Here is a 13,284-nt window from a genome sequence, read left to right as displayed (position 1 = left end):
ACTTCGAATGTTTACTGGTGACTGATTATTTTTTAGAATTTTTATAATTTGTGTGAGAAATTTAATGTGATAAATTCTGCCGGGCGTACTACTGCAAGTTCGATTCTTGCATTCAGAATATTATTATTTGTAATTTCATCTTTGGTTCCATCAACCTGCACTTTGTAAGCCTCTTCGGGAGTACTTCCTGCCAATGCGCCCTCGATCCATTGCTGGTTGAGAAAATTTTCCAACATTGTTTTTGCCCTTGCATAGGTGAAAGGAATTGTCGGTTCGTCGATAAATATTTTGAGCGCTACTTTTATCGACTGCTCAATCATATCACAATAGCGACGTACGTGCACGTATTTCCATACATTATCTTCTTCGGCAATTTTGTCTCGACCATCAAAAGTTCTTGCCCCCCAGACTAAAGTCCCTTTTCCTGTAAAAGTCCTGATGGCATTTATTGATCCTGAATCATTTATATTTAAATCTGATTGCTCTACATCCGAAACTTTTTCTGTCGGAGCCATGACATAATTAAGACTGACATTGGCCGGTGCTTTCCACACACCTCTTGTACTGTCTATTCTTCCATACATTCCTGCTATTGCTGATGATGGAGGCAAAACAACCTTCAATGACATGATTTCCTTTTTTATCTGGTTGTATAATGCCGAATGGGATGATTCTAAATTTTTAAGTGTTAAACCATTTGCTGCTCCTACTTTGTCCTTTACAGCAAGAATAGCGGTTTTCAATTCATCAAACTCTCCAGTGAAGGCTGGCGCTTCTTCTACATCATCAGGTATCACAAAATCGTCTATCGTCCCGTCATATATTGCTTCCAATACAATTTTTGCTTCTGCAATTGCTTCTGTTAAATCAGCTTTTGCATGATCTGTTTCCTCAGAGGCTTCATCGGCATTTTCATTAACTTCTTCTGCGATGGCAATCGCCTGTCCTAATAAATCTGCAAGTACCATAGCATTTACAGATGGTTTTGAGATTTCTTCACCAGCCAGCCTTTTTAATTCATCCAAAGCTGCAATTTCACCCGCATAAAAACTTGCGCTGGTTTGTTCTTCTTGCTGAAGACCGGTATGAATGATAGGCGTATTTGTTTCATCAAAGCTATAATTCAGAATGGTAGTTAAGTGAGGGAAATAAGCTGCTGCATACGTGGTAAGATCTACTTCTTTTCTGAAGTTACCGATGGTATTAAGATCATTTGAAAGTGTGACAGAATTCCCTTCATAAGTATCAAAAATGGCAAATCTGTTTTTATTCTCTGATTTTCCTATCGTATATTTATAAAGATCATAAAAATATGATTCTGCTAACGACACTGCATCGGGGAAAACGATAAGAAGAGGTTCTTTTATAATTTTTATGGTTTCAGTAACATCCAGTCCGTGTTTTAGGGAAGATAATTCTACGCCTGCTGATGCCGAATCATAAGTTCCGACAGAGACAATATAACATGGGCCGCCGCCATTGGCAAAATACATCTGAAGCGAATAGTACATTAAATATTGCACATCCGGCGCTATAAGCGTTGTTCCTTTATCTTTTACATCTTTCAGCAGGATATTTTCTTTTTTTGCTTTTCCAAACTTATCTTCATACTCCAAAAGAGAGCTGATTTTAAGCTTTTCATTATCATTATCATCAATATTATAGCCTGCAGGTATTTTTTCTGTGTACCCGATAAATACCGGCATAGCCGTATCTATTAATGCAATTGAATTGGGAAGCTTAGTAATTTCTTCAATGAAAACGCCTGGCGTTGTTGAATTTGCCATGTTTTAAAAATTTAAGTTAAAGGTTATTTGTTTTTTTTTATGATTAATCGACTTTGATACTTTTAATATCTACTTCATCAATTAATTCAATATTGATTGGTGGTGTATCTGCTGCAATTTTTACTACACTGATTTTGTAGAACGCAGAAGGCATTACCTTTCCGCCTAATAGTCCCCAGACATAACTTAACTGCTCAAATGGAATGGAGTGCAATTCGATCCTGAACTTTAAATCATTGTATTGCAACACATTGTTTGTCTGAAATATCTCGATAACTTTTGAAATATTTATTAAAGCATTTGAATATCTTGTTCTGTTTGCAGCAATCATTACATATAAATTCAGGTAAGCCGGAGCACTCTCCAATTCATAGCGAACCGGGGTGTTGCCTGTTTTTATCTGATTATATCTTGAGGCGTTTTTCATGGTAGATTCTTCCTCAACACTTACTAAAGTGATCACAACTTTATTGTCGAGGCCTGAAGTATCGTCTTCGTGTTTTCCGATATTATCTACCACCACAATATCATGTAAATCAGTTGCAACGTTCAGCGTATCTTTTAAAACCGTTAGTACATTATCAATCATAATTTCTGTTCTTTATTATTATGCTGCAAACATACAATCACAGTCAATCAAAAGACAAATATTTTGAGGGGTCAAACCTGTCTTTGCAGTAAATAACATTTTAATTTCTCTCAAAAAAATGAAAAAAATAAATTTACAAATATTTATTAATCAATAATTTATAATATTAAATTAAAACAGCAATTTAAATTTAAAACTTCCTTATTCCAGTCGTGGTGAAATTTGAAGCCAGATTTTGGTCTAAAAAATATTTATTTCATTATAATGTGAAAGCTAACAGTATTGTAAGTTTTTGATGTAAATAAGTCTGCAAATATTCTTCACATTTCATTTGGTTTAAATTAACAAAACTGCTTTTCTAAAAAAATTTCATAGCGTTTTTCATAACAAAAAATTCCGGAAAAGCACAAGTATTTATGATTTTGCTTTTTACTGCAAAGACAGAACAGACAGCCTTCATAATTCGTAAGATGGATTTTCTTCCTCTAATTTTGACCCCAATAATCTTAAAACTTAAATCGAATGAATATTAAAAATCTTTTTGGCAAGCGCAATGAAATCATTGGCGGCCATTTCAATGAACTGCGTTCAAAAATAGGCATGGCAAACCAGGATGAAGAAGCTATTTTCTCTTTACGGGAAGAAATCTGTAATGCCTGCCCTTTAAAAAACGGCAACAATTGCAACGCGATGAAGTGGATGAATCCTGAAACACTTGAACTTGCAGATTCTCCAAAAGACGGATTTATCAGAGGATGCGGATGCAGACTGAGCGCAAAACAGAGATCAAAATTAAGCCTTTGTCCGGCAGGTTTCTGGGGCGGGGAATTTGATAAAAAATAAAAACAGCGGGAAACTCAATATTGCAAAATTAAAATCTATTTGAAGTGAAGCAGGATCATATCATCCAGAAAGTAGTTGTTGAAATTACCGTCAACAATAAAGAGAAAGCATATCGTATAAAAGATGATATCAATAATTTTTTGTCTATTGATGTTTTCCCTGAAATAGAAAAATACATCAACAGTTTAGAGCAAAAACTAGCCGGTAATACTTTGCAAATTCCCTGCTTAGAACTAAATCTGGATATAAAAAACAGTTCGCTGAATACTGAATTAAGAGATAAAATTGTCCTGCTCTTCAAAGAGGAACTATCTGAAATATCAAAGCTTGATAAAACTTCCGGGCAGGGAAAAGAAAATGAAACTGAAGCAGATATAATTGGCTTTCAGGAAAAAATGGTACAGACCTTTATCTATTTTTTAGAAAATGGATGTATGCCCTGGTGGAATTCAGATAAGAAAAGCATTGATTTTCTGGAAACGAAAATGTTTGATAAACTTATTTCAGCCAAAAACTTCAAAAAAAGTATGATTTCTGTTTTGTCGAATCAATATGTTCAGGATCGTATTATTCATCAGCTTTCGGACAGGCAAATTCCTCAATTATGCTTAGCTATTTTAGAAAATAAGGAATTAAAGATCAATTTGGAGACTGAAATGATCCGACGAATATCAAAATTAAATTATCAGGACAGGATTGTCGTTTGGAAACTGATTTTGCATTTGTTATCGGAATATTTGAAGTCCCCGGGAAGTAATCTTCAGGAATATTTTTTACAACAAATCTTAAAAGTAAATCCAGCGGAATTTTACAATCTAAAAAGTTCTGAAAATTGGAAAACTGTAGCTGAGGTATTTCCTTTTATGAAAGAAAAAGAAATTCTTGAACGTATTGAAAGCTATAAAACCGAAATAAAAGATCAGCAAGAAAACACGAATATTAATGAAGAAATAATAAATAAGCATACAACAGAAAACCATGAGGAAGCAATTGCGAATAATGGACAGTATGTCCGGAATGCAGGACTTATTTTAATACATCCTTTCATCAAAACCTTTTTTGAACATTGTGATCTTCTGCATCCTGAAACCCAGGAACTCACGGATCCTGAATTGTGCGCTCATCTGCTGCATTTCATTGCTACCGGAAACACAAATGCTCCCGAATATGACATGACTTTTGAAAAATTCTTATGCAATATTCCGATACATCAAAGTATTAACAGACATATAAAACTTTCGCGTAAGCATAAGACACAAGCTACAAATGTGATTGAAAGTGTTCTGCACAATTGGAAGCCAATGAAAAATTCATCTCCGGCATTATTACAAAATGAGTTTTTTCAACGTTCGGGTAAGCTGGTTGTCACCGATTATGATTATACCCTCACCGTAGAACGAAAAACACAGGATGTTTTACTTGATAAACTTGCTTGGGGAATTGGTCTCGTAAAATTGCCATGGAAGGAAAAATTCATGTTTGTCAATTGGTAATTTATTCTTAAACTTACTTACAGAAAATTTTCAATTAATTACACCGACAGTGCAGGATAATTATTTATCTTAAACATTTTAGATTGCAGTTAAAATTGTTACTGATGAATCATACCTGTCATAAAATAAAAATCATCTTTTTAGCAACTCTAACTTTAGGAATTTTTCTATCATCTGCACAATCAGCCCAGGTTAAAACAGAAACTTCAAAATCCCAATCAGGAAAAATTGTTCCCACTAATCTGAATTGGTCGGAAAGAATGTTACTTTCCGAGATGCATCGTTTCCCGGAAGCCTGGATGCTGGATTTCAGCAAAAGCCCAAAATGGACTTACCCTTCTGCCATTGTTTTAGACGGCGCAGAAAAAATCTACGAAAAAACGGGAAAGAAGGAATACTATGATTACATCAGTGGTTTGGGCGAAAAGTTAATTAATCAAGACGGAACCATTCAGACCTATGAGTTAGAAAAGTACAATATCGATATGCTGAATAGTGGAAACGTATTGCTTTATCTTTACGAAAAAGAGAAAAAAGAAAAATATCTGGAAGCACTTCAAACCTTACGTTCACAAATCGATGGTCAGCCAAGAACCAAAGAAGGTTCTTTCTGGCACAAGAAAATCTATCCATACCAGGTTTGGCTGGATGGTCTTTATATGGGAATGCCTTTCTACACACACTATACTAAAGATTTCACAAAAGGCGCAGACGCTCAAAAAGCTTATGACGACATTGTTTTTCAGTTTGACTCCGTTCAGAAAAACCTTTTAGACAAAAAAACAGGATTGCTTTATCACGCCTGGGACGAAAGTAAAAAAGAGGCTTGGGCAAATAAAGAAACCGGACTTTCTCCTAATTTCTGGGGTCGCGCAATGGGCTGGTACGGAATGGCAATGGTAGATGTTTTAGATTATCTTCCGGAGAATCATCCCGGCAGAGCGAGAATCATTTCCTATATCAAATCTTTTTCAGATGCTGTCATCAAAGTTCAGGATAAGAATTCCGGACTTTGGTATCAGGTCTTGGATAAACCTTTGGAAAATGGCAATTACGAGGAAGCGAGCGCTTCGGCGATGTTTGTTTACACCATTATCAAATCTGTAAACGAAGGTTATTTGCCACAATCTTACAAAGCTGCAGCGAAAAAAGGCTATGACGGCATAATCAAAAACTTAATCACAGTTGATGAAAATGGCGTTGTCAATCTCAACAAATGTTGCGCTGTTGCCGGTTTAGGCGGAAAACCTTACAGAGACGGTTCTTACGAATATTATGTCAACGAAAAAATCCGTTCCAATGACGGAAAAGGAACAGGTCCATTTATTTTGGCAAGCTTAGAATTCGAGAAATAAAAGTATAATTATTTAAATTAGGGCAGCTTTTCCGTCTGTAGTTTATCCTGAGCGAAGTCGAAGGACTCCTGCTTTGTCACTCTGAGGCTCTCGAAAAGTTCGTTCAAACCTAACGAAGTGGTTCGATGATTCCAATTAAAATAAATAATAAATTATCATCAAGCCGGGCTGCGAATGATTCAACTTTAAAACAATTCAAAAAATGCATAAAAAACTTTCCATCATATTTCTGTTTCTTTCATTAATAATATTTGCTCAGAAACCAACCTTATTTTTAATTGGCGATTCTACAATGTCAAATAAGGATAATCCGGAAAAAAATCCGGAACACGGCTGGGGACAAGTTCTTCCGCAATTTTTCACATCGGGAATCGAAATCCAGAACCACGCTATGAATGGCAGAAGCTCAAAAAGCTTCAGAACAGAAGGTCGGTGGGACAAAGTCGAGAAGCAACTCAAAAAAGGAGATTTTGTGATTATTCAATTTGGGCATAACGACCAAAAGCTGAAAGACTCGACCAAATTCACTAATCCTTATACACAATATAGAGCTAACCTGGAAAGATATGTGACCGAAACCAGGGCCAAAGGTGCAACGCCGATTCTGATGACCTCCATCACAAGAAGGAATTTTAATGAAAATGGTGTTTTAGTAGATACACACAAAGAATATCCGCTGGTAGTAAGATTGATTGCCGATGCAATGAAAGTGCCTTTCGTTGATATGCAATTGTTGACAGAACAAATGGAAATTGCAGCTGGTCCGGAAAAATCAAAGCTACTCCATCTTCATTTCAAAGCAGGCGAAAACCCTTATTATGACAAGGATAAAGCGGATGACACGCACTTATCACGCTTAGGCGCGGAAACTGTTGCGAAACTTGCGGTTAACGCTTTGAAACCTTTAAATACCGGATTAGAAAAATACACCAAATAACTCATTATCATTAGACAATTGACAATGAAAAAATTCGGATTATTCTTTTTGATTTTAATTGTAAATCTAATTTCTGCCCAGGAAAAAATTACGCTTTGGCCAAAAGGTCAGATGCCGAATTCCAAAGGCTTAGAATTAAAAAATGAAGAGAAAGACGGTCGGCTTGTACAAATCAAAGAACCTGAATTATTTGCTTTTTTACCGCCAAAAGAAGACAGAAAACCAATGGCAGTGATTGTGATTCCAGGCGGAGGTTATTACAAACTGACTTATGACCTGAATGGATTTCAGATTGCAAAATGGTTTAACACTTTAGGAATTTCAGCTTTTGTTTTGAATTACAGATTACCAATTTCTCCCGATGTAAAGCAAAGAGAAATTGCACCATTGCAGGATGTTCAGGCAGCAATAAAATATCTTCGAAGAAATGCTTCTCAATATGGGATTTCCTCTGACCAGATTGGTGTTATAGGAACTTCCGCAGGCGGACATTTGGCAGCATCAGTAAGCAATATTACCACAGATTATACAGAGCTGGAAAACGACTGGAGATCCATACCAACCATTCCAAATTTCGCAATTCTGGTTTCTCCCGTTATCGATTTAGGTGAATACGCTCACGTTGGAAGTCGTAAAAGTTTACTGGGAGAGAATGCTTCTCAGGAAAAAATCAACGAATACTCGATGCAAAACCGGGTGACAGATAAAACGCCTCCAACACTATTGATTCACGCTCAAAATGATAAAACTGTTCCGGTGATGAACAGCCTTCTTTATTATCAGGCTATGACGAAAAATAAAGTGAAAGGCGCATTGTTAGTTTTTCCTGAAGGCGAACACAAAATCGGAATTACCAATAAATCCGAGCTCACTGACAACTGGAAAAAACTATGTTCTGATTGGCTGAAAACCTTATTTCCTGACAAATAATCTCGTAACCGACAGTGCAGGATAATTTTTCTTTGTATTAATATTAGTTTGCAAAACGAAGAACTTCTTCAAAAATCTTGAATCTAAATCCTTATGAAAAAATATATTCCACTTTTATTCGCTTTAGTTTTGTCCATAACTGTTTCGGCACAATACAAACCGTGGACTTCCGCAAAACAGCCTTTAAAAGAAATCAAAGCGTTAAAAAAGCAAATCAAAAAGCCTGAATTTAGAAAAGTGGATTATTTGATTACCGATTTTGGAGCAGTTGGTGACGGAAAGACAAAAAATACGGAAGCTTTCAAAAAAGCCATTGAAAAATGCAATGCAGAAGGCGGAGGAAGAGTTGTCGTTCCAAACGGCGTTTTCTTAACGGGAGCAATTTATTTAAAATCTAATGTCAATCTACATTTAACAGACGATTCTACGATTTTATTCAGTCAGGATAGCAAAGACTACCCTATCGTTTTCACGCGTTGGGAAGGAATGGAATGTATGAATTATTCATCGTTGATCTACGCTTACGAAGAAGAAAATATCGCAGTAACAGGAAAAGGAACTTTGGACGGAAACGCCAACAACGACAACTGGTGGTTTTGGTGTGGTGCGACAAAATATGGCTACAACGAAACCCGTCCGGGAAGACAAAATCCTGCCCGCGCGAAGCTTCACGAATATATGGCGCAGAGAAAACCTGCCAGAGAAAGAATTTTCGGAGACGGATGGTATTTAAGACCTAATTTCGTTCAGCCTTACAAGTCGAAAAACTTTTATATGGCGGATGTTTTGGTGAAAAATTCTCCGATGTGGAACTTAAATCCTGTTTTGTGTGAAAATGTTTTAATTGAAAGAGTAAAAGTTATCAGTCACGGACCGAATAACGACGGTTTCGACCCTGAAGCCTGTAAAAATGTCTGGATTAGAGATTCCTATTTCGACACAGGAGACGACTGTATTGCTATCAAATCCGGAAGAGACGAGGACGGAAAAGACATCGGAAGACCTGCCGAAAACCATATCATCGAAAACTGCGAGATGAAAGACGGTCACGGCGGTGTCGTTATCGGAAGCGAAATTGCGGGCGGTGCGAAAAATATTTACGCTATTGGAAACGTAATGGATAGCAAAAATCTTGACCGTGCTTTAAGAATTAAAACCAGCTCAAGCCGTGGTGGAATCATCGAAAACGTGTTTTTCTATAACACAAAAGTGGGAGCTTACAAAGAAGCTGCGGTTCGTTTCAATATGCATTACGAAAAGCCGGGAAATCACATTCCAACCATCAGAAATATCTGGGTGGAAAATCTAACAGTTGACAAAGGCGGAAAATATGCTGTATTCTCAGATGCTTACGAATCTTCTCCGGTAACCGATTTTACAATGATTAATGCTAAAATGGTGGGCGTTCAGATTCCTTACAAAGTGGATTATATGAAAAACGTAACCTTGAAAAATGTAACCGTTAACGGACAACCTTTAACTGAGTTAAAACCGTAAAAAAATTATTCAGAGTCTGCATAAATGAACACAAAGAACACAATGTTTTTAAAAATTATATTGCTTAAAAGTCCACAAAGCCACTTTGCTTGTATAAGATTACTTGTAAACTTATAATGCTTTTTTAAGCGAAGCGGCTTTGTGAGACTAAAATTATTAAATCAATTATAATAAAAACTCTGTGAACTTAGTGTTCAAAACTACATAAAATAAAATGCGAAAAACAACCATACTTGCCGGACTGATTGTTTTGTCGGCACTTTCCCATTCTTTTGCTCAATCGAAACATTGGCATAACAATGAGCGTGAACTGCACTATAAAGAAGACAAAGGCGATTTTTTATTGGTCAACGGAAAATACCGTTTCAACCGTGCGTTGTACGGAGACAATCGCGCATCAAGAGTGGAAGCCGGAGATTTGCCGGAATTCGCATTGTATCTTCCCGGAATGGGTGGCAATCTTCAGTTTGCTATTCAGAAAGGTAATTCGATAAAAAAATTAATTCAGGCTGATAAAATTGAAACCCGTTATCGTCCGGGTTCGATGTTATATGAAATCAAAGACCCGATTCTTGGAAACGGAACTTTGAAATTAACCGTTTTGGCTCAAGCGAAAGAAGAAGGTTTGGTTTTAAAAATGGAAACGCTAAACATAGATTCATCAACAAAAATCTATGCAGTTTTTGGCGGAGCAAGCGGAACAACTTTCAGCAGAAACGGCGACATCGGTGCAGATCCGGAATCCGGATTTTATTTGCTTCCTGAATATTGCCTGAATAATCAGTTTCAACTTAATAAAAATCAGTTTCAACTTAATTATTTAAATAAGAAAAAAGAAACTCAAATCGTAAGCGGAAGTTTTTCAAATATCAATTCTTTACAGCAAACCGATGCGACGACTTTAGAAAAACTTTCTGAGTTTACTCAAAATAAAACTGAAAAATCTCCGATTGTTTACGCTTCGTATTCTTCGCAAAAAAATCCGGTTTATATCCAAATTGCGAAAGGGAAATCAGCTAAAAACTTTTCGGATGAAGACTTAAAAAACATATTTGATGAAGCTGAAAAAGCTCGTTTAACATTAACCAATAGAATTCAGCTCAAAACTCCCGATGCAGATTTAAATAATTTCGGAGCCAATTTAGCGGTTGCAGCTGACGGAATTTGGGAAAGTCCGACTTTTCTTCACGGCGCTATTGCCTGGAGAATGCGACTGAATGCTTGGCGAGGAGCTTACACAGCCGATGCGTTGAGTTGGCACGACAGGGCGAAAGAACATTTTGAAAGTTATGCCAATTCGCAGGTTTTGAAACCTGATTTTGCACCCGTGGAAATGGACACGATCCGTCATCTTGCCCGTCACGAAGAAAAAATGGGAACCTCGGTTTTTTCAAGCGGATATATTTCCAGAAACCCGAATGACAATACCAAACCGCACCATTACGATATGAATCTGGTGTTTTTTGACCAGCTGTTTTCGCATTTCAAGTACACGGGCGACAAAGAATTTCTGAAGAAAATGTGGCCAACGATGGTTCGCCATATGGATTGGGAAAAACGAAACTTCAAGCGTGGCGATTTGTATGATGCGTATGCGGCGATTTGGGCAAGCGATGCGCTTCAATATTCAGGTGGAAAAGTGACACACACTTCGGCTTATAATTACAGAGCCAACCGTGAAATGGCGAAATTGGCAAAAATCATTGGTAAAAATCCGCAACCTTACGAACAGGAAGCTGATGCGATTTTAAAGGCGATGAAAAATGAACTTTGGATTAAAAACAAAGGCTATTTTGCTGAATATAAAGATGCTTTGGGCAACCAAATCGTTCACGACAAACCGGGAATATGGTCGATTTATCATGTTTCGGATGCGTTTATTTTAAATGAATTTGAAGATTATCAGAATTTACAATACATCAATCATCATACGCCTAAAATTCCGGTGACGGTAAAAGGAGAGAAAGATAAAAACTACTATACGCTTTCCACAACCAACTGGCAACCCTACGATTGGTCAATCAACAATGTCGCTTTGGCGGAAAATTTACAGACCGCTTTGGCGTATTGGCAAGCCGGAAGAAATGAAGATGCGTTCCAACTTTGGAAGGGAAATCTGGTCGAATCGATGTACTATGGCATCAGTCCGGGGAATTTTGAACAGCTTTCCCATTACGATGCATTTCGTGGAGAATTATACCGAGATTTTGCCGACCCGATTGGCGTGGCTTCAAGAACTTTGACAGAAGGACTTTTCGGAGTTTATCCGAATTTATTAGAAAATAAAATCAGCATCAAGCCTGGTTTTCCGAAAGACTGGAATTCTGCCGAACTGAAGCTTCCTGATTGGGATTATCAGTTTAAAAGAACTTCCAAGAAAACTGAATATTTATTTAATTCAAAATATCAGAATCCTGTAGCGTTGGAAATGCAGATTGCTGTGAATGAGTCCAACATCAAATCGGTGAAAGTGAATGGAAAAAAAGTAGATTGGAAAGTTAAACCTAATTCTATTTTACAGCCGATTATTCAGTTTGAAACGCCGAAAGGAAAAGATTTTAAAATTGAAATCAAATATTCAGGAGAAGAAATTAAAAACGAACAAACCGATTACGTTAATTATATATCAGAAAGTCTTCAGTTAAATTCCGATTCAAAAAAGAAAATCAAAAACATCTACGACCCACAAGGTTTGATTAAAAATTCCCCTCCTCTGGAGGGGTGGATTCGACCAAAGGGAGAAGACGGGGTGGTCAACCACAAGTTTGAACTTAACCCGCAGGAGAGAAAAGGAACTTTCTTTATTCAGTTAGAACAAAACGGAACAACTTGGTGGCAACCTGTGAATGTAGATATCCGTTTTCCTTTGGAAACAAAATGGTTGAATAAAAAACTTCAGATTCAATCAAAATCAGCAAATTCAATTAATGGAAAACTGAGTATTAATGGTTTAAATAAAATATTCAGCATTCAGAAAAATCAAAATACAACCATTGAAATTCCAACAAATTATTTAAGTAAAGGAACCAATTCTATCGAGCTTGAATACAACGGAATTAAACAAAATATTGAAATCACCGATTGGGAAATTGAAAACCAAGGTCAGTTCAACAATATTTCTTTGGCTTCAAAGTACAATGAAAAAGTCACTGAGATTTTCAATCAGAAATACCTTTCACCAAGATTGAAAGTCCCTACTCTACAGCTTCCGTGGCAGGGAATCGGGAACTGGTGCTATCCGTTGATTATCGCTCAAATTGATGACAGCGGATTAATGAATAAGAGAAAGAACAACAAGGTTGACTTTCTTGGAATTCCTTTTTTAATTGATAAATCAGATAAAAATATTGTCTTTGCAAGTCAGTGGGACAATTATCCTGATTCGATTGAAATTCCTTTAACAGGAAAAGGAAAGAAAATCTACTTTTTGGTGGCAGGTTCTACAAATCCGATGCAGTCGCAGATTGTGAATGGAACAATTACGGTTCAATACGTTGACGGTTCAACTTCAGAATTGGAAATGAAAAACCCAACCAATTGGTGGCCGATTGAGCAGGATTTGTTTGATGATAATTTTGCTTTTGAAATTCCGGATGATAAAATTCCGTATCGTGTAAAATTGAAGACAGGAGAATTGTATAAAGGCGGAACTTTAAGCAAATACTCAAGCATCAAGGGATTTACAGACCGACAGGTTGATGGCGGAGCTGCAACCATTCTGGATTTGCCGATTGACCCAAATAAAGAATTAAAATCGATAAAACTCACAGCCGTGAGCAATGATGTCGTGATTGGAATGATGAGTGCGACTGTTTTAAAATAAATATGAAATATTTTACCACAAAAGATTCAA

At 36.7% G+C, this 13,284-nt stretch carries 9 protein-coding genes; 7 read left to right on the top strand and 2 right to left on the bottom strand.

The annotated features are described in order from the left end of the window. Positions 1-41 precede the first annotated feature (41 nt). A complete protein-coding gene (locus tag BLR30_RS09160; RefSeq protein ID WP_089857413.1) occupies positions 42-1,787 on the bottom strand; it encodes a phage tail sheath family protein in 1,746 nt (581 codons plus the stop codon). 43 nt (positions 1,788-1,830) lie between these two features. Next, positions 1,831-2,376, bottom strand: a complete 546-nt coding sequence (locus tag BLR30_RS09155) for a Pvc16 family protein (protein WP_089857412.1) — start codon at positions 2,374-2,376, stop codon at positions 1,831-1,833. Between the two features lie 522 nt (positions 2,377-2,898). Between BLR30_RS09155 and BLR30_RS09150 the strand changes: the two genes are divergently transcribed. The 7 genes from BLR30_RS09150 to BLR30_RS09120 all read left to right on the top strand — a co-directional run bounded on the left by BLR30_RS09150 (position 2,899) and on the right by BLR30_RS09120 (position 13,254). Then, positions 2,899-3,219, top strand: coding sequence for a hypothetical protein (locus BLR30_RS09150; RefSeq protein WP_089857410.1), 321 nt, complete (start codon positions 2,899-2,901; stop codon positions 3,217-3,219). Positions 3,220-3,263: 44 nt separating this feature from the next. Then, entirely contained in the window at positions 3,264-4,712 is a 1,449-nt protein-coding gene (locus BLR30_RS09145; RefSeq protein WP_089857408.1) for a contractile injection system tape measure protein, read from the top strand. Positions 4,713-4,816: 104 nt separating this feature from the next. Next, entirely contained in the window at positions 4,817-6,067 is a 1,251-nt protein-coding gene (locus BLR30_RS09140; protein WP_089857407.1) for a glycoside hydrolase family 88/105 protein, read from the top strand. Positions 6,068-6,269: 202 nt separating this feature from the next. Then, a complete protein-coding gene (locus tag BLR30_RS09135; protein ID WP_089857405.1) occupies positions 6,270-7,004 on the top strand; it encodes a rhamnogalacturonan acetylesterase in 735 nt (244 codons plus the stop codon). Positions 7,005-7,028: 24 nt separating this feature from the next. Next, a complete protein-coding gene (locus BLR30_RS09130) occupies positions 7,029-7,934 on the top strand; it encodes an alpha/beta hydrolase (RefSeq protein WP_089857403.1) in 906 nt (301 codons plus the stop codon). Positions 7,935-8,027: 93 nt separating this feature from the next. Further along, complete coding sequence (locus BLR30_RS09125) at positions 8,028-9,431, top strand: glycoside hydrolase family 28 protein (RefSeq protein WP_089857401.1); 1,404 nt, start codon at positions 8,028-8,030, stop codon at positions 9,429-9,431. A 214-nt stretch (positions 9,432-9,645) separates the two neighbouring features. After that, positions 9,646-13,254, top strand: a complete 3,609-nt coding sequence (locus BLR30_RS09120; protein WP_089857399.1) for a DUF4450 domain-containing protein — start codon at positions 9,646-9,648, stop codon at positions 13,252-13,254. The last annotated feature ends 30 nt before the right edge of the window (positions 13,255-13,284 follow it).

The organism is Chryseobacterium taeanense (genome assembly GCF_900099685.1).
Lineage (GTDB): Bacteria > Bacteroidota > Bacteroidia > Flavobacteriales > Weeksellaceae > Chryseobacterium > Chryseobacterium taeanense.
Note: the sequence above shows the minus strand (reverse complement) of the source record. Positions and strands in the feature narration are given on the sequence as shown.

Bases quoted from the DNA above. Each gene is read 5' to 3' on its own strand.
- BLR30_RS09160 (WP_089857413.1), bottom strand. From the start codon at position 1,787: ATGGCAAATTCAACAACGCCAGGCGTTTTCATTGAAGAAATTACTAAG.
- BLR30_RS09155 (WP_089857412.1), bottom strand. From the start codon at position 2,376: ATGATTGATAATGTACTAACGGTTTTAAAAGATACGCTGAACGTTGCA.
- BLR30_RS09150 (WP_089857410.1), top strand. From the start codon at position 2,899: ATGAATATTAAAAATCTTTTTGGCAAGCGCAATGAAATCATTGGCGGC.
- BLR30_RS09140 (WP_089857407.1), top strand. From the start codon at position 4,817: ATGAATCATACCTGTCATAAAATAAAAATCATCTTTTTAGCAACTCTA.
- BLR30_RS09135 (WP_089857405.1), top strand. From the start codon at position 6,270: ATGCATAAAAAACTTTCCATCATATTTCTGTTTCTTTCATTAATAATA.
- BLR30_RS09130 (WP_089857403.1), top strand. From the start codon at position 7,029: ATGAAAAAATTCGGATTATTCTTTTTGATTTTAATTGTAAATCTAATT.
- BLR30_RS09125 (WP_089857401.1), top strand. From the start codon at position 8,028: ATGAAAAAATATATTCCACTTTTATTCGCTTTAGTTTTGTCCATAACT.
- BLR30_RS09120 (WP_089857399.1), top strand. From the start codon at position 9,646: ATGCGAAAAACAACCATACTTGCCGGACTGATTGTTTTGTCGGCACTT.